Source organism: Streptoalloteichus hindustanus (assembly GCF_900129375.1).
GTDB classification, from domain to species: Bacteria; Actinomycetota; Actinomycetes; order Mycobacteriales; family Pseudonocardiaceae; genus Streptoalloteichus; species Streptoalloteichus hindustanus.
Window position 1 is genome coordinate 831889 of sequence record NZ_FQVN01000002.1, and the last position, 18161, is coordinate 850049.

General features: G+C 71.7%; 9 protein-coding genes. 3 read left to right on the plus strand and 6 right to left on the minus strand.

Annotated features, from left to right (window positions below; all coding sequences use genetic code 11):
- Positions 1 to 5: 5 nt before the first annotated feature.
- The 3 genes from BUE43_RS09100 to BUE43_RS09110 are packed head-to-tail and all read right to left on the minus strand — an operon-like array spanning position 6 to position 9665.
- A complete protein-coding gene (locus tag BUE43_RS09100; protein WP_083959481.1) occupies positions 6 to 6590 on the minus strand; it encodes a type I polyketide synthase in 6585 nt (2194 codons plus the stop codon).
- Positions 6587 to 8353 (minus strand): fatty acyl-AMP ligase, encoded by a 1767-nt coding sequence (locus BUE43_RS09105; RefSeq protein WP_073480898.1) that lies wholly within the window; start codon positions 8351 to 8353, stop codon positions 6587 to 6589. The genes BUE43_RS09100 and BUE43_RS09105 overlap by 4 nt, the downstream gene beginning before the upstream one ends.
- Before the next feature lie 31 nt (positions 8354 to 8384).
- Positions 8385 to 9665, minus strand: coding sequence for an MFS transporter (locus BUE43_RS09110; RefSeq protein WP_073480899.1), 1281 nt, complete (start codon positions 9663 to 9665; stop codon positions 8385 to 8387).
- Between the two features lie 761 nt (positions 9666 to 10426).
- On the opposite strand from BUE43_RS09110, the gene BUE43_RS09115 reads away from it, so the two are divergent.
- Positions 10427 to 11323 (plus strand): esterase/lipase family protein, encoded by an 897-nt coding sequence (locus BUE43_RS09115; protein ID WP_073480900.1) that lies wholly within the window; start codon positions 10427 to 10429, stop codon positions 11321 to 11323.
- A 178-nt stretch (positions 11324 to 11501) separates the two neighbouring features.
- Entirely contained in the window at positions 11502 to 12857 is a 1356-nt protein-coding gene (locus BUE43_RS09120; protein ID WP_234995616.1) for a PucR-like N-terminal domain-containing protein, read from the plus strand.
- A gap of 53 nt (positions 12858 to 12910) precedes the next feature.
- On the opposite strand, the gene BUE43_RS09125 is transcribed toward BUE43_RS09120, so the two are convergent.
- Together BUE43_RS09125 and BUE43_RS35940 are read right to left on the minus strand one after the other, a co-directional pair.
- Positions 12911 to 13381, minus strand: coding sequence for an Imm1 family immunity protein (locus BUE43_RS09125; protein ID WP_073480901.1), 471 nt, complete (start codon positions 13379 to 13381; stop codon positions 12911 to 12913).
- On the minus strand, positions 13378 to 13710 hold the full coding sequence (locus BUE43_RS35940) for a DddA-like double-stranded DNA deaminase toxin (protein ID WP_073480902.1): 333 nt from the start codon (positions 13708 to 13710) through the stop codon (positions 13378 to 13380). Before BUE43_RS35940 ends, BUE43_RS09125 begins: the two co-directional genes overlap by 4 nt.
- Before the next feature lie 247 nt (positions 13711 to 13957).
- Between BUE43_RS35940 and BUE43_RS09135 the strand changes: the two genes are divergently transcribed.
- The gene (locus BUE43_RS09135) at positions 13958 to 15163 is read left to right on the plus strand and encodes an MFS transporter (protein WP_143174042.1); all 1206 of its coding nucleotides are present in this window, start codon (positions 13958 to 13960) and stop codon (positions 15161 to 15163) included.
- Between the two features lie 29 nt (positions 15164 to 15192).
- Here the strand turns inward: BUE43_RS09135 and BUE43_RS09140 are convergent, their stop codons facing one another.
- On the minus strand, positions 15193 to 16536 hold the full coding sequence (locus tag BUE43_RS09140; RefSeq protein ID WP_073480903.1) for a hypothetical protein: 1344 nt from the start codon (positions 16534 to 16536) through the stop codon (positions 15193 to 15195).
- Between the last annotated feature and the right edge of the window lie 1625 nt (positions 16537 to 18161).

Genomic DNA, 18161 nt, shown 5'->3' on the forward strand with positions numbered 1-18161 from the left:
TCCTCCTATCGCCGGGGCTGACGGGCCGGGCGCAGCGCAGCGCTGAGCCGGTCCGCGATGACGGTGACGTGCGGTGGGTCGATGACCGAGATGTGGTCGCCGGGGACCGGGACGACCTCCAGGTCCTGGCAGAACTCGTCCCAGCCCAGTGCGGCGTCGGTCCGGAGGTAGCGGGGGTCCAGCGCGGTGGTGAGCGGGTGGGGCCGGGCCGCGCGGAACAGCAGGACCGGACCGGAGTACCGGCCAGGCCGGTAGCGCTCGCCGACCACAGCGTCCACATAGGACGTTCGTTGGTGGTCGGCGACGGCGTCGGTGATCGCGGGGACGCGATCCCGGACCCGCCGCATGACCAGCGCGAACCGCTCGTCCTCGCTGAGCGGCTTCAGCCCGTCCTCCGGCAGGTCGAGATCGACCCGGTAGCTGCGCTCGACGTGCTCGACGAACCGCCGCATCCGGCGGGCCGACAGCTCGCGCGGCGACCGGCCCTCGGCCGGGAGCGGGAGGATCGTGTCGATCAGGAACAGCAGGTCGACCTCCGCACCGGCGGCCACGAGCTGCCGCGCGGCCTCGTAGGCGAGGCAGCCGCCGAAGGACCAGCCGCCCAGCCGGTAGGGACCGACGGGTTGGCGTTCGCGCAGCAGGTCGAGGTACCGGGCGGCCTTCGACTCGACGTCGTCGCAGCCGTCCAGCCGTTCCATGCCGTAGCACCGCACGTCAGCGGGCAGGTGCCGCACCAGCGGCCGGTAGACCTCGGTGGGGCCGCCGGCCGGGTGGAACAGGAACAACGTGGGGCCGGATCCGCCCCTGGCCAACAGCCGGACCGGTTCCTGACCGGCTCCGTTGATCTCCGTCCGGAGGACGTCGGCCATGCCGGCGATGGTGGGCACGGCGAACAGCTCGTCGGCGCGGACCGGCCGCCCGATCTCCTCCGCCACCAGGGATCGGAGCCGAGCGCGCTCGTTCTCCCCACCACCCGCGGTGTCGAAGGGCACGTCGACCGGGATGTCGGCGTCGCCGAGCACCTGCCGCCAGAGCCGGGCCACCCACCGCTCGGCGGGGTCGCGGGGGAGAAGTCGCGGGGCTTCGGGTTGTTCCGGCTCGACGGGTGCGTTCGGGATGTCGAGCTCGGCGGCCAGCCAGTCACACAGGTCGGTCAGGCTCGCGCCCCGCATGAGCAGGGGGAGTGGCAGGGTCCGGCCGAAGTCGCGTTCGATGGTCGCGCGGGCCCGCATGGCCAGCAACGAGTCGAATCCCCGTGATGTCAGGGGCGCCCGAACGTCCAGCGCCGCCGGGTCCTGTCGCATCAGGTCGGCGACCACGGCCGTCACGCGGCGGCTCAGCTCCTCCCTGGCCTGGCGTGGGTCGAGACGGAGAAGTTCGGCGGAGTCCCAGGCTGGTGAGGGGGAGTGGCCTGGCTGACGAGCGGAGGCCAGCTCGAAGAACGGCCGTCCGCGCAGGGCTGGGAACAGGTCCAACACCTGACCGAAGTCCAGGCGGGTGACAGCGGTTGTTCCCCGGCCGGAGGCCAGCAGCGCGCCGAGCGCGGCGAGTCCTTCCTCAGTGGACAGTGGGGACAGCAGGGGGTTGTCCTTGTTCGTCGCGCCACCGATCTCACCCCAGGCGCCCCACTGGATGCTGACGGCTGGCCGTCCCTCGGCGCGCAGCCAGGCGACGAAGGCGTCCATCCACGCGTTCGCCGTGGCGTAGGAGAGCTGGCCTGGTGAGCCGAACAACGCGGCGGCGGAGGAGTAGGCCAGCCACCAGTCGAGATCGTGTTCCGCGCTGGCCTCGTGAAGCCGAAGAGCGCCTTCGGTCTTCGCCCGCCACACCGCTGCCAGGTCCTCCGGTCGCAGTGACAGGAGAGCCGAGTCGGCCAGAACTCCGGCGGCGTGGACGACTCCGCGCAGGGGCACGCCGTCGGTCGTGGCTCGTGCCACCAGGCCCGAGGCGACCCCGGCCTCGGCGATGTCCCCGAGGATCACCTCCACCTCGGTCCCGTTCGCCCGCAGGTCATCGATCGCGGTTTCGGCGTCTGGGCTGGGCTTTCGCCTGCCCGACAGCACCAGGCGGGTCGCGCCGTGTTCGGCCAGCCAGCCGGCGGTGGCCAGCCCCAGACCGCCGAGTCCGCCACTGATCACGTAGGCGCCCGCGCGGACGGGGAGATGCGTTGTGGCGGGGGCGGCCGGGACGCGGGCCAGGCGGTGGGCGAACCGTTGGCCGGAGCGCCAGGCCACCTCGTCGTCGGCGCTGTCCGCGACCAACTCCCTGGCCGCGACCTCGGCCGAGGCCACGGCGTCGGCCGCCGGATCGAGATCCAGCCAGCTCGCCCGCGTCTCGGGGTGCTCGAACGCGAGCACCCGGACCAGACCGCGCAGGGCCGCGAGGCCGGGACTGCCGGCGTCGCCGGAGGTCGTGACCGCCGCGCCCCGGGTGAGGAGCCACAGCCTGGACCCGGACGACCCGGAGGTGACCAGCCGGCGGGCGGCGTCGGCGCTGGCCAGCACCAGTTCCCGGGACTCCGCGACCGCGCTCGGCGGAAGGGGCCGCCCCGCGACGACTACGACGCCCTCCAGCTCGGATCGCTCCGTTCCCCGCTCGGTCAGGGGCGCGTCCACCGCGTCGACGAGCGGAGCGAGGGAGGTGGTGTGGCCGGCCCTGGTCAGGCGTTTGGCGAGCGCGACCGCCAGATCTTCGCTGGTGTCGTCGTTGTCGTGGAGGACCAGCCAGGTGCGGCGCGAGGACGAGTCCACATCAGACAGATCCACAGTGGCCAGATCACCGTTCGTCCATTTTGTCTCGAAGGCGAGCTGGTGTGGAAACACGGGGAACTCGCTCGGGCGCAACGGTTGTAGTGACACGTCGCTGATGTCGACCACGACATGCCCGTCGCCGTCGAGCAGTTGGACCGAGCCGGACCGAGTTCCGTCATTCCCGGCTCCGGTGGACAACCACGCGCGCACTGTCGTGCCCTGAGCAGGGTTTCCGAACACCCGCACCCGACCGAAGCTGGTGGGCAACCAGAGCTGGCCAGCGAGTTTCCCGCCTCCTGCGGCGGCCAAAGCGTGCAGGCAGCTGTCACCGAGGATCGGGTGCAGAACGTAGGCGGCCGACCCGTCGGGCTGCCGCACCCGGGCCTCGGCGAATCCGGCGGACCCCACCACCGACGTGAGCCCGCGGAACGACGGACCGTAGACCTGCCCGGCCTCGTCGAGCGCCGCGTAGAGATCCACCTGTTGGGGCCGCGTCTCCGGCTGCGAACAAAGCTCCACAGTGGACATACCGGCCGACGTGGTGACACCCTCGGCGTGCAGGACCCAATCCTCGCCAGAACGGGCGAAAACGGACAGAGCGAAGCCTCCGCCAGGGCGCGGGGCCGCCTGGACGCAGACCTCTGTGCGCTCGGACAGCGGAAGCATCCGGTGCAGCACGAGGTCCCGCACTTCCAGGCCCGCCGACTCGGGCAGGAGATCACGCGCCATGGCGAGCGTCAGCTCGACGAACCCGGCCCCCGGGAAGACCGGCACACCGTGGACGGAGTGGTCGGCGAGCCACGGGTGTGAGGTCAGCCCCACGTCGCCGAAGCGGAGCCTTCGCTCGTCCTGCGGCGGGCGCACCAGGTCAGCGAGGAAGGGATGCCCGGGGCGGGACCGGACCGGCGCTGGTCTCCAGTGCGCGCGGTGCTCCCAGACCGGGGGAGGCAGGTCGACCACCACGCGTCGGGGGTACCGGCGTCGCAGGGTCTCGGCGTGGCCGAGCTCGTACATGGTGGCCAGCGCGCCAAGGAACCCGTCGGTCCGGTCGTCCAGGTAGCGGTGCATCGTCGGGAGGACGACGATGTCGGACTCGCCCAGGGAGTGGGCGGTCCGCTCGACGGCCGAGGCGGCGATCGGGTGAGGCGAGATCTCCACGAAGACCCGGTGGCCGTCGCGCACGGCGGCGGTGACGGCCTGGCTGAACCGCACCGGCTCGCGGAGGTTCGCCGCCCAGTACTCCTCACCGAACTCCGGGGTCCGGCTCTGGTCCACAGTGGAGTAGAACGGCACGGACGCGGGCCTGGGCGACAGCGTCCCCAGCATCGCCCGGAACCGGTCCAGGAACGGGGAAACCGCCGCGGAGTGGCCAGCCCCGCGCACGGCCAGCCGCCGGGCGAACCGCCCGCGCCGTTCGGCCAACGCCACCAGTGCGGCCACCTGGTCCGCCGGCCCGCTCACGGTGCACTGCGCCGGCGAGGCGTAGACGGCGATGGTGACGTCAGGGAAGTCGCCCCGCAGGTCGGACATCTCGGTCGGCGAGAACTCCACGAGAGCCATCGCGCCCGCGCCGGCCGCGTCGATCTCGGCCAGCACCGCCGTGCGCGCCAGCATCACCCGCAGACCCTCCCGCACGTCCAGAGATCCGGCGATGACCGCCGCCGCCACCTCGCCCACCGAGTGACCGATGACCGCCCCGGGCTCGACCCCGTGCTCCCGCCACAGCGCGGCGAGGGCGATCTGCGTGCCGAACAACGCGAGTTGCTGGACGGCCAGCTCGTCGGCCGGGTGGCTGCCGGCCAGCGCCGCCGACAGCGCGAAACCCGCGAGTTGGTCGAAGTCGGGGTCCAGAAGGCGGACCGCGTCGGCGAACGCGGGTTCCTCGGCCAGCAGCCGACGGCCCATCGCCGGCCACTGGGACCCGTGTCCGGACAGGACGAAGACCGGCGCTGTCGTCGGGGCGGGCCGCGCGGGAGCGGACCGTTGGCCGTCGGCCAGCGCCCGGAGCTGGTTCCGCAGCTCGGCCCGGTCGCCGGCGACCACGGCCGTCCGCACCGGATCGTCGTCGCACCCGTGCGCGAGCGCCGCCGCGAGGTCCACTGGGGACGGTCGCCCGCCCCACTCGTCCCCGAGCCAGCGGGCCAGCGCTGCCGCCTTCGCCCGCAGACGCGCCTCCGAACGGGCCGACAACGGGATGACCACTGGGGTTCTCGCCGAATCCCCTTCGCTCACGCGTGCGGCGCTCGGCCATTCCTCGACCACCACGTGCGCGTTCGTGCCGCCGAACCCGAACGCGGAGACACCGGCCCGCGCGACCCCCGAGTACCTCGGCCACCGCGTGGACGAGGTGACCACGCGCAAGCGCCCCGCCCTCAGGTCGATGCGCGGATTCGGTTCGGACACGTGCAGGCTTGCCGGGATCAGCGAGTGCCGCAGCGCGAGGACGACCTTGATCAGGCCCGCGATGCCGGCGGCGCCTTCGAGATGGCCGAGGTTGCTCTTGACCGAGCCCAGGAGCAGGGGACGCTCCGGGGACCGGTCGGCGCCCAGCACCGCGGCCAGCGCGCCGGCCTCGACGGGATCTCCCAGCGGCGTTCCCGTCCCGTGTGCCTCGACGTAGTCGACCGTGGCCGGCGACAGGCCCGCCGCGGTGTAGACGTCGCGCAGGAGTCGTTGCTGGGCAAGGGGATTCGGCGCGGTGATGCCGTTGGACCGCCCGTCGGAGTTCACCGCGCTGCCCCGGAGGACGGCCAGGACGCGGTCCCCGGCCCGCCGCGCGTCGGTCAGGCGGCGGAGGACGACCACGCCGCAGCCCTCGCCTCGCACGATGCCGTCGGCCGAGGCGTCGAACGGCTTGCACCTCCCCTCCGGGGACAGGACGCCGGCCGCGTGGAAGCTGGCGGTGACCGCCGGAGAGAGCAGGACGTTGACCCCGCCGACCAGTGCGGTCGACACCTCGCCCGCGTGGAGCGCGCGCATCGCCTGGTGCACGGCGACCAACGAGGACGAGCACGCCGTGTCGACGGTCATGCTCGGGCCGTGCAGACCGAGCACATAGGACAGTCGGTTCGCGGCGAGGGACGCGGCCGCGCCCGTGCTCGACCACGCGTCCACCGCCGCCAGGTCGGCCATCGCCCACTGCCCGAACTCGGTCGCCGAGAGGCCGACGAACACCCCGGTGTCGGTGCCGCGCAGCGTCGCCGGGGGAATGCCGGCGTGCGCGAGGGCCGCCCACGCCACCTCCAGGAGCAACCGCTGCTGCGGGTCCATGGCCTCGGCCTCGCGCGGCGTGATCCCGAAGAAGTCCGCGTCGAAACCGGTGACATCCGGCAGGAAACCGCCGAGCCGGGGCAGCTCGGGCCGCTCCCGGGAGGACAGGAACGGCTCCCAGCGCCCGTCCGGCACGGTGCTGATCGCGTCCCTGCCCTCCCGGAGCAGGGACCAGAAGTCCTCGGCGTCGGGCGCACCGGGGAACCGGCAGGCCAACCCCACCACGGCGACCGGCTCACCGGGGTCGACAGGCGTCCGCTGCGCGGACCCGGCCTGGCCGGCCCCGGAGAGCCGACGCGCCAGACCGGCCAGGGTCGGCGTCTCCCAGAGCAGGGTGTGCGGCACCTCCCGCCCGAGGAGGTTGCCGATGTCGGCGGCGAGGTTCACCGCGGCCCGGGACGACACACCGCACTCCCGCAGCGGGCGGTCCCACTCGCCCTCGGCCACCCGCCGGCCCAGCAGCTCGCCCAGCCGCGCCACCAGCCAACTCCGCCACTCGTCCTCTGTGGACGGTGTGATCCCGGTCCCGCTCCCGGTCCCGCTTCCGGTTCGGCTCACGGTGCCGCTCATGACGCCGTGCTCCGCCGGACGTGGGCCAGGTACTGGACCCGGCTGGCCGCGCGACTGATCTTCCCGCTGGAGGTGCGCGGGGTCTGCCCCGGCTCCAGCAACCACATGTCGTGCACGGAAACGCCGTGCGTGCTGGCGACGGCGGCCCGCGCGGCGGCGACCACGTCCGGGGTCGTCGTGCCCCAGGTCCGCTCGTCCCTGGCCCGCTCGGCGACCACGACGAGGCGTTCGCCCTCGTCGCCGGGGATGGCGAAAGCGGCCACCGAGTGCCGGCGCACCGCGGGGTGCGCCCGCTCCACGGTCAGCTCGATGTCCTGCGGGTAGTGGTTCCTGCCGTCGATGACGATCAGGTCCTTGATCCGCCCGGTGACGAACAGCTCGCCGTCCACCACGACCCCGAGGTCGCCGGTGCGCAGCCAGCCCCGCCCGTCCTCGCCCGCCGCGAGCGGGTCGTCCGGGGCGTCGAGCGCGAGCCCGAAGGTGCGACGGGTCTCCTTGGGCCGCCCCCAGTAGCCGAGTCCGACGTTGGGCCCGCTGACCCAGATCTCGCCGACTCTCCCGTCCGGCAGGGGTTTGCACGTGCGCGGTTCCACGATCCGCACCCGCTGGTCCACCGGCCGGCCGCAGCCGACCAGCGTCGAGCTGGGGACGCCCACCGTCTCGATCGCCCGACCGGCGGCCAACGTCCTGGCGTCGAAGGTCCGCACGCGCGGCGCCGTCCCGGCCTGGTTCGCCGTCACCAGCACGGTGGCCTCGGCGAGTCCGTAGGACGGCCGGTGCGTCTCGCGCCGCAGCCCGCACTCCGCGAAGGTGTTGTGGAAGCGGTCGATGTTGCTGGGCAACACCTGCTCGCTCCCGTCGACGAGGGTGACGACGTCGTCGAGCCGGAGCAGGGCGCGTTCCCGGGCCGAGCAGCGGGCCGCCGCGTAGGAGTAGGCGAAGCTGGGGGCCGCGGTGATCGCGCCGGGGTTGGCCGACAACGCCTGGAGCCAGCGGCCGGGGCGCTCCAGGAACGCCGTGGGGTCCAGCAGAACGGCCCTGGCGCCCAGCAGGACCGGCGTGGCCACCGCCAACATCAGGCCCATGTCGTGGAACAGGGGCAGCCAGGACACGTTGACCGTGCGGCCGCGTTGGGCGCCATAGCACTGCGCGGCCTGGCGCGCGTTGGCCAGGACGTTGCCGTGCGACACCATCACCCCGGCCGGCGACCGGGTGGACCCCGAGGTGTACTGGAGATACGCGAGTTCGTCCAACCGCGGCGGTTTGTCCTCGTACGGCTTTCCAGTGTCCACAGTGTCCATGGGGACGACCACGTTCCCGCGCGAACCCGTGTGGTGGCGGAAGCGGTTGATCCCGTCGACCAGGTCCGAGGTGGTCAGGATGAGGGACGGCGAGCAGTCCGCCAGGATCGCGGCGAGCCGCATGTCGTGCGGGGAACCCGGTGGGAAGAGCGGCACCGCGATCCGCCGCGCGCGCAGCACGCCGAGGAAACCGGCCACGTAGGCGAGGGACTGTCCCGCCATGATCGCGATCCGGTCGCCCGGCGCGGTGTCCGGCGCGACGCGCAGGGCGACGGCGTCGGCCATGGCGTCGAGCTCCCGCCAGGTCAGCGTCTCGGCGACGCCGCCGGGGTCCCGGGTGTAGTCGAGACGGGTCAGGGCGGGCTCGTCGCCGAGCTCGCCGGCCCACCACCGCAGCAGGGTGGCGAGGGATTCACGGGGCGCGTTCCGGGGGACGACGGGGACGGCAGAGTGACTGTTCATCGGTCCTTCGACTTCGTGCAGGGGGAACGGGTCATCGGCCGGCGGCGGCAGCGGGCTCGGTGGCGGGAGAGCGGACCCGGGGCCGCAGGAGGCGCGGCGCGAGGGCCGCGCCGGCGAGCTGCGCCGCCGCGGCCAGCACGAGCCCCGCCGTGTAGCCCCGGGCCAGCTCAGGTCCCGTGAGGCCGGTGGTCTGGCCCGCGTTCACCAGGGCCAGGACGGCTCCGGTCAGGGCGATCCCCGCCGCGGCGGACACCTCGCGGGCGGCGGTCAGCAGTCCCGAGGCCACGCCGGCGTCCTCCGCGTCGACCACGTCCAGCGCGTGGGCGGTCAGCGGGGTGGTGAGGGCCGAGCCGACGCCGACCACGAGCAGGCCGACGAGGCGGGGCTCGACCGACGGCACGTGGTTCACCGCCGCCACCGCCGTCATCCCGGCGGCGACGCCCGTCAGGCCGAGGGCCACGGTCCTGGCCGGCCCCAGACGGCGCTGGATGGCGGGCACCAGCGGCGTGGTCGCGATGACCGCGACCGCGACCACCGACAGCGGCAGACTCGCCCTGCCCGGGGACATCCCGAGGAAGTCCTGGTGCAGCAGGGGGGTGTAGAACACGACGCCGCTCGTTCCCAACCCCCACAGGAGAAGAACCGCGTTGGCGCCGAGGAAGATGGGATTTCTCCGGAGCCGCGACGCCACCGTGCTGGTGGGCGCTCCGCTCACCCGGGTCGGCGCCGGCCGCCGCACGGCGCTGTCGCCGACCCGCGGCACCAGCAGCCCGGCGGCCAGGAGAAGGGGCAGGTGCCCCAGGAAGATCCAGCTCCAGTGGGCGTGTTCGGTGAGGAAACCGCCCAGCCACGGCCCGAGCGCCAGGGCCGTCGCCACCGCCGCGGTCCAGATCGCGGCGCCCGGCGTGCGCCAGCGCGGGTCCAGCGCGGTGCGGACCAGCCGGAGGGTTCCGGGAACGACCAGCGCCGCCGCGATGCCCTGCACCACCCGTGCGGTGAGCACGGCTTCGGCCGTCTGCGCCAGCCCACCGAGCAGCGAGCCCCCGGCGAACACCGCGAGACCCGCGAGCAGAACCCGGTTCCCACCCCGGTCGACCAGGGCGCCGGCGACCAGGAGCAGACCGCCGTAGGGAAGCATGTAGCCGATGCTGAGCCAGGGCAGGGAGGACAGGCCCATCCCGAGATCGCGGCCGATGGTGGGCGCGGCCGCCACCACGACCGTGTTGTCCACTGTGGACACGAAGGCGACGAGCGCGACGACCGCGAGCGTCGCGACGTGGCGCCCAGGACGGCGCTGCGGGAGAACGCTCACGGCCGCACCGCGCTCCGGACCGACTCGCGAGTGATGTCCGGCGCGGGTGGAATCGCCGCGACGAGGGCAGCACGGGCCTTGGCCATGACCGTGACCTCCTTTTCCGCCGGAGCGCCCGTGAATCGCGCGTCGGAGCGCGACCGCGTCGCGGGAGCCCGTGGTGAGGTGGGTGACGTCGGGAACGAGAAATTCGTCAATCGCCCGAGAATGTGACGGCGAGGTTACTCATCCGCCTCAATCAGGGCAAGAAGTCGGCCGGCGGCAGACGGTCGGGACCGGTTCCGAAGGGCGAACCTGTCACCGGCGTGACAACCCGGAGCGGGTGCGGCGCTCACCGGAGGACGTGAAACCGACCTGACCTGCCTCGTCGACCGCGAGCCGCGCACGCCCGCGCCGGCCGGCGGTGAGCCGGGAGCCGTCCCGGCGGCCGAATCCCGGTGCGCCGGGCGGGTCCGCCAGCGCGGAACAGTCACGGTCGGACGAACGAGTCGGGCCGGAACTGTCACCGCCGTGACAAGAAGTCGGCCCCGCGGCGGACGCTCGCCGACATACCCCCTGGTGGAGTATTGAGCGCATTTCCGGACGCGTGCCACTCTGCGGCCCGCATCAGGTCGAATTCAATCCCCTGGCGGTCGCCGCCTATTCGGGGAATTACCGGTTCCCGCTCGCCTTCCGGCCTCGCCGCTCCGCCGTGCGCGCACGAGAAGCGGCCAGGCCCGCCTGGTGCGGTCGCGCGACGCGGAACCCGGAGAGGAAGTTCGATGAACAGAGCCAATGCGCGGGGACGGCTCGGCCGCCTCCGCTGGGCCGCGCTGGTCGCCGTGGTCATGACGGGAGTCCTCGCCGGCACCGCGTCGGCGGCCCCCGGGCCGGCCCAGGACAACTTCGTGGCGGCCTTCGCCCACGCCGTCGGCAACCCGACGGCCGATCCGCCGGGTACCAACGACTTCTCCTGTCGCCCCACCCCTGCCCACCCGCACCCCGTGGTGCTCGTCCACGGGACCTGGGAGAACAAGTACGACAACTGGGCGGGACTGTCGGGCAAGCTGAAGGCGCGCGGCCACTGCGTCTTCGCGCTGAACTACGGCGGGACCGAGGGCGAGGTCATCCAGGGCACCGGGGACATCCCCACCTCCGCCCGGCAGCTCGCCGCCTTCGTCGACCGAGTCCTGGCCGCCACCGGAGCGCGCCGCGTCGACGTCGTCGGCCACTCCCAGGGCGGGATGATGCCGAGGTACTACATCAAGAACCTCGGCGGGGCCGCGAAGATCAACACGCTCGTCGCGCTGGTCGCGACCAACCACGGCACGACGCTGCACGGCCTGGCCGAACTGGGCCGGCTGTTCCCCGCGCTCGTCGGCCCCTGCACGGCCTGCGCCCAGCAGATCGCCGGCTCGGACTTCATCAAGGCGCTCAACGCCGGCGGTGAGACCCACCCCGCGGTGCGCTACGTCAACATCGCGACGAAGACCGACGCGATCACCACGCCGTACACCTCCGCTTTCCTGAAGCCGGCGCCCAACGTCACGAACCAGACCCTGCAGGACTTCTGCCCCGCCGACCAGACCGAGCACGTCGGCATCACCTACAACCGGCCGGCGGCGCAGCTCGTGCTCAACGCGCTTGACCCGGCAAACACCAGGCCACCGGCCTGTTGAGGACGACGACGATGTGAGACCTTGATCGGCACCGTGGGAAGCGGCCCCTCCCGGGACGGTTCGACCGGACCCCTCGGGAGGGGGTCCATCCGGTGCGGGGGACGCGGCGGCGGCACGGCGCCCGACCGGCGCTCGCGGCCCGGCCCAGGCCCTCGCGCCCGTCTCGCAGGGGTGTGACATGAACTCGCTTTCGTTCGGCGGGCAGGAACCCGAGGTGCACGTGCCCCGCAACGGCACCGCGGTGGCCGTGCTGCCACCACCACTGGCGGCGCCGTCAGCGCTGATGACGGGGCTGGAAGGACGCATGCGCGCCACGAACCGGCTGCTGGCCGAACTGCCCAGCACGCTCGCGTCGCTGCTGCGCCCCCACCTGGGACGGGTGGCGGGCGAGATCCTGCGGGAGATCCGGCAGTCGGTCCCGGAGTACGCCCTGCCGCTGGAGGGGACGTTCGGTCGGGTCTTCGTGCACGGGGTCGAGCAGGCCCTGTTGCAGTTCCTCGAACGCGTGGCGCACCCCACCATCCCCCGGGACCGGCGGCTGGAGCTGTTCCGGAAGCTGGGCCGGTGCGAGGTGGCGGCGGGCCGCAGCATGGACACCCTGCAGACCGCCTACCGCGTCGGCGCGCGGATCGCCTGGCGCACGTTGGCGGAGTTCGGGCAGCGGGCCCGACTTCCCCTGCCCACCATGTGTTTGCTGGCCGAGGCGCTCTTCGCCTACATCGACGAACTGTCGTCGCTGTCGGTCGAGGGGTACGCCGCCGCCCAGGCCCGCGCTGCCGGCGCTCTCGAACTCCGCAGGAAACGGTTGCTGGAGACCATTCTGGCCGTGCCGCCCGCGTCGCCCGCGAAGATCGCCGACCTCGCCGCCGCCGCGCGCTGGCCGTTGCCGGAACGCGTCACCGCGGTGGCGCTGGACCGGGGCGACGACGACCCCGGCCTGTCCACGGCCCCGGTGCTGGACGAGGTGCTGGCGGACCTGGAGGGTCCCGAGCCGTGCCTGCTGCTCTCCCGCGCCGACCAGCTCGCCGCGCTGGAGCCCGACCTGGTCGGCTGGCGCGCGGCCGTCGGCCCCGAGGTGCCGCTCGACCGGGTGGGGGACTCGCTGCGCCTGGCCCGCCAGGCGCTGACCCTGGTCCGCAGGGGCCACCTCCCCGACGTGCCCCGCACCCTGTGCTCCGACCACCTGGCCACCCTGTGGCTGCGCCAGGACGAGTTCCTGGTGCGCCAGATGGCCGGCCGCGTCCTCGCGCCCCTGGCCGACCTCACCCCCAAGCAGCGCAAGCGGTTGGCCGAGACCCTCGTCGTGTGGTTGGGCGTGCGCGGCGGCGCACCGGAGGTCGCGGCGCGCCTCGCCGTCCACCCGCAGACCGTGCGAAGCCGCATGCGCCAGTTGGAAAAGCTCTTCGGCGACAGCCTGAGCGATCCGGACCGCCGCTTCGAACTCGAACTCGCCCTGCGCGCCGACGCCCTGTGGGCCACTGAACCGCAACCCCACCCGGAGACCCCCGAACCAGGAGAGCCCGACACCCCCTGACCCCGGACGCCCCACGCCGGCCCAGCTCAGGGAGCAACCCCCGGCCCGGTGGCTCAGGACCGGACCCAGTCCTGCCACTGAACGCAACGAGGCCGTTGTCCGGTGGTCATGAACTCGTGCAACGCGGCCCGGACTCGCTCCAGAGGAAGGGCCGACGACGTCGGGAACTGGTAGGGGACGTGCTTGTCCAGGTACAGAGGTGGGGCGTCACCGACGGGAAGCTCCGTGTGAGTCACCCAGGCGCCGGTGGCGTTCTCACCGGGTTCGTCGGGATCTTCGCCGAGGTAGGCGAGGGCGCCGACATCGGCCGCGGCGCTCAGGTCGAACGTGAGCTGGTGATCCGGACGCTGTCGACGACCTCTGCGTGGTCGTTCCCTGGCGTACAGAACGGGCGGGTTGGGTTGCTCGTGCGAGGCGATGTAGTCGATCAGACTGTCGAGTTCGGCACGTGTCCGCACGATCGTGGGCTCATCGCTGTCAGCGTCGTCGTGCCGGTAGTAGTAGACGTCGAGGGCGTAGGTCACAGGCTCCTCCCTCGGAAGACCCTAGTCCGTCTCGGACCGTGCACGACCAGGGTCTGGCCGGGTAACAACAGGTCCGGCAGCAGTTCGACGCGGGACAGCTGGCCACGGCACATCTCGTTGTTGATCACTAGTTCGACTCGTTTGGCTCCACTGCGACGCATTCGCCACGCCACTTCGGCTTCCACGTGCTCGCTCATCACTTCGGCAGCTCCTCGCGGGTTCTGGCGGTCTCGCCCAGCGGGCCTACGGATACGGGAGTGGACCTGGTTCCCGGAGTAGATGTGCTGTTGGTTGGGGCACTCTGCCGTAGCTGTCGGAGATCTCCTCAATCCGGTTCCGCAACGCCTGTGGACACTGCCCCCAGCCCGCGATCACTTCGTGAGCTTGCTGCGCAAAGCTCATGGATCGCAGGGCTCGTTGCGCGAGCTGGGCCTGTACTTCCGGTACGAGTTCGGCGACCCGGGTCAGGGGTGGTGATCGGAGCGGGACGGTGAGGGCGGGAAACCGCCAGATTCGCGGGACGGCGACTGCCAGCCTGGAGGTGACAGAGAAAACACCGCCACCGGACGGAAAACCTTGCCCACGAACACCGTTTCTCCCGTCTCCGAAGCCGAACCGACCCGCACGACGCTGCCCGGTTGGCTCGCTGTCGTCGCCGTGACGACCGGGATCTTCTCCATCGTCACCACCGAGATCCTGCCCATCGGCCTGCTGACGTCCATCGGAGCCAGTTTCCAGGTCTCGGACGGAACAGCGGGCCTGATGATGACCCTGCCCGGCATCCTGGCGGCGATCGCCGCCCCGGCGGTCACCGTCACCACCGGCCGCCTCGGCCGGCGCGTGATGCTGTGCGCGCTGATGCTCCTGTTGGCGGTGGCCGACTTCCTCTCCGCCGCGGCTCCTGCCTACTGGGTCATGCTGGTCTCCCGGGTGCTGGTCGGACTGGTCATCGGCGCGTTCTGGTCCATCGGCGCCGGTCTCGCACCGCGACTGGTCCGGCCAGCACGTGTGGGCACGGCGACGGCCGTGATCTTCTCCGCGGTTCCGTTGGGTTCTGTGCTCGGAGTGCCCGCGGGAACTCTCATCGGCGATCTCGCCGGGTGGCGGATGGCGTTCGTCGCGATGGGAGTGCTGACGGTGGGTGTGTTCGCCGCGCTCGTGGCGTTCGTGCCTCCGCTGCCCGCGGGCCAGGTGACCCGGTCGCGGGTTCTCGCTGGCATGTTCGGGCGCACCGGCGCTCGCACTGGTCTGGCCGTGACGTTTCTGGTCGTGCTCGCGCATTTCGGCGCCTACACCTACGTGACCCCGTTCCTGGAACAGGTCACCCACCTCGGTCCGAGCGCGGTGACCGCGGTTCTGTTGATCTACGGTGGCGCCGGGATCGCGGGGAACTTCGTCGCCGGCACGGTCGTGTCGCGCGGTGTTCGGGGCACCTTGGCCGTCAGCGCGGGGATGCTGGCCGTCGCCACCCTGTTGCTCCCGGTCATCGGCCGGTGGGGGATCGGCGCGGTCGTGCTCCTCGTCGTCTGGGGGGTCGCCTACGGCGCGGTGCCGGTGTGCTCGCAGACCTGGTTCGCCCGGTCGGCCCCGGAGACTCCCGAGGCGGCCTCCGTGCTCTTCACCTCGTCGTTCCAGGCGACGATCTCCCTCGGGGCGTGGGCGGGCGGTGTGGTTCTGGACGCCACGTCCCCCTCGACTGTCATGGGAATCGGTGGTGTCGCGGCGCTTCTGACGGTCCTGACAGTTCTGCTCAGCCCGTCACCGGAGACCGAAACCCGATGAACCCCGCAGAGGGGAGGAACTGGGGTGTCCTAAGAGGATTCGTCCACTTCGGACCCGGTGCTGTGGTCGCCGAACACGGCGTGCAGTCCTCCCGTCGGGAAGACGTCCACCAGACGCGGCGTGATGCGGCCGTTGTAGCCGACCACCCGGCCTCCACACCACACCACGCCGAGCGTGCGCCGCATCCTGCCGGTCGCCGTCTCGACGTACTGGGACGGCACGAACTCCTGCACCAGCCAACCCTCACGGGCTCCTCTGCGCACCAGATCGCGCCACTGCGCGGGACTCTGCTCCCACCCGACGAACACGCTTCTGCTCAGCACGTCGAAGGGGGCCTTGAGCACCAGGTCGGTGCGGCGCGCGACCGCCTCGCCGGCGGTGACGCCGTCGTCGAGCTTCCTGCTCCACGGTACGAGCGCGTCGATGTCCGCGTTCTGGTCCGCGGTGAACAGGGAGCGGAAACGGGGGTCCGAGAGCGCGGCGGAGACGAGCTTGTTCCCGCCGACGAAGCGGCCTCGGACGCCGTTGAAGATGATCAGCTCGCCCGAGGCGATGCGCTTCAGCAGCGGGACGTGGCGCTCCGGGTTCTCCACGATCGCCTGGTTCGGGTACACGAGGAAAGCGAGTGGTAGCTCGTCGTCACCGAGCTGGTCGGGGACCAGGAGGGCGGGAGTTCGGCCGTGGTGCCGGATGTGCGACTCCAGCAGCCGGACCTCGGTGAACGAACGCAGTTCCGCGGTGCACAGGATGCCGATGTGGTGGACGGCGTCACCGTCGACACCACGCCTGGCCGCCACGTCGAGCAGCTCGGCCGCCATCCACCCGGGCTCCTCGCTCCGGGCCGGCCGGTACCCCTCGGTCAGCGAGCGGACCGCGCTGGATCGACGCCAGTATCGGTTGAGCAGACCGTTCATGTTCGAGACCGGGTAGTCGCCGCCGATCTCGAAGATCCGAACGTTGCTCAACCGGTCGCCGCCCAGGTCGAGCCGGCAGTGGTCGACGTACCGGTCCTGTCGCACGTCGGCGAGCGCGTACTCGTGGAGCAGCGGAGGCAGGTTGAGGAACCGCCGGAGCTCGGAGTCCACCTCGTAGTGCCGCGCGAGGCGTTCCACGGCGCCGAGCACACTCGTGAGCCGCCGGCCCAGAGTCCGCTCGGAGTCCGGGTCCAACCCGGTGAGCGCGGGCGCCATCGGGATCGCGGAGTGGTCCAGGGGCAGGATGCCGTCCTGCCGTGCGAGCGACCCGAACTGCTCCCAGCCGAGCTCGTGCTCGGTGTTCTCCACGTCAGCACCAGGTTTCTTCTGCCCGAAGTGCAGATCGAAGCGGAACAGTGACGCATCGGAGCCGTCTGTCCGACTGGAGTGCTGCGCCATCGTCTGCTCCTCTCGGGAGTGCCGCCCTTGTCGGCCAGCATGCGCCCTGACGCCCCCGGATGTCGTTGAGCCGGGCAAGTGTTGGGTGTGGCACCGCGCCCGGAGCCCGTCCGGCCCGGAGTCCGCCGGGAGGGACAGGTGGGCTAGGTACGCGGGTGCTTACGTTGCGCACACAGGTTGCCGCCTAGGTATCCCCCGGTCGTGGGAATCGCATGCTTCTTTGGCGTGACGGCCTTTTCGGGCAACCACCGTCGGGCTAACACTTGCGCGTGTGCGGCGGTCCTACACGGTCGCTGTGCCCCAGGGAGGTTCTCATCATGGACGTGTTCCGGGTTGAGCCCTTCGCGGAGATCGCTCCGGGTGAGCCGGAGGTGGATCCCCAGACCATCCGCTCGTGCCTCGTCGCCGCGGACGTCGCGGTCGAGGCCGAGGGCTGAGCCGCGGCGTCGCCGCGGCCGCCGTCGCGGGGTTCGTGGGACGAACGTCCCACCTGTGGGCCCCACACCCGTTTTCCTCGACACAGGGTCGACTCCCCAGAATCCTGGGGTCCTGAGAGGACACATCGTTGACGGCTCCGTCCTCGTTGGTCTCCTGTCCTGAAGCCTGTTCCCGGCGGTTCGAGGACTGGCGCACAGCCTCCGACGGGTCCGACCCGAACGCATCGCCGCGCACTCGTGTCCCGCTCCACACGGTCTGTCCACTGTGTATGAACCTTGACCAGTCGTTCTGGCGATCGCCGCACTCACCGATCGGCGGTCGCGTCCTCTCAGTTCCAGCGACAGGTCCGCACGCCAGTCGGAGCGATGCGGCCCCGCGATCCACGCCACGTCATCGCGGAACGTGCCCGTTGCGTGGCGGTGTGTGGGAGAGACCGCCGGCGGTGGGACACCGGAGGCGGAGAGCACGAGGCAGGAGGGAGGTGTGCATCATGGATGAGCTGTTCGAGGAGGTCACTCCGCGTGAGCCGGAGGTGGTTCCGTTCAGCGCGACCTTCAGCTTCGTCGCGGCGGACGTGGAGTCCGAGGACGAGGAGTGAGTCGAGATCACGCGCCTGGCTGGTCCAGGAGCCGGGGACCCGTAGGGCGGCCAATTCCTACGGGTCCCTCAATACCTTTTTCGCGAGAGGTGGGCCGTGCGCCGGCCGCTGCGGTTCTCACTCTGTTCGTGGTGCGCCGGTTCCGCGGCGTCCACCAAAAGTGGAGTTTGTGAGCCTTTCTCGCTGACTGGAGATTGATGTGTGGGGCGGGGGTAACACCTCGGACGTGCCCGTGCGATCGCATAGCGGGGAGGAGGTGTGAATCATGGACGAGCTGTTTGAGGAGATCACGCCACGTGAGCCGGAGATGGTGCCGCTGACCGTGACGGTCAGCTTCGTCGCCGCGGACGTGGAGTCCGAGGACGAGGAATGAGTGGTGGGACGGCCGGTGTGGCCGCCGGTCGTCGCGTGTCCTCGATGCTCGTGCGGAATCCGCAGTCCTTATCGCGTGATGACGGGCAGGGTCGCGGGTGCGACAGGGACTCCGGCTGTGTCCCGCGACCTCGGACGTGCCCGCGCGATCGCATGGCGGGGGGAGGTGTGAATCATGGGCGAGCTGTTTGAGGAGATCACGCCGCGTGAGCCGGAG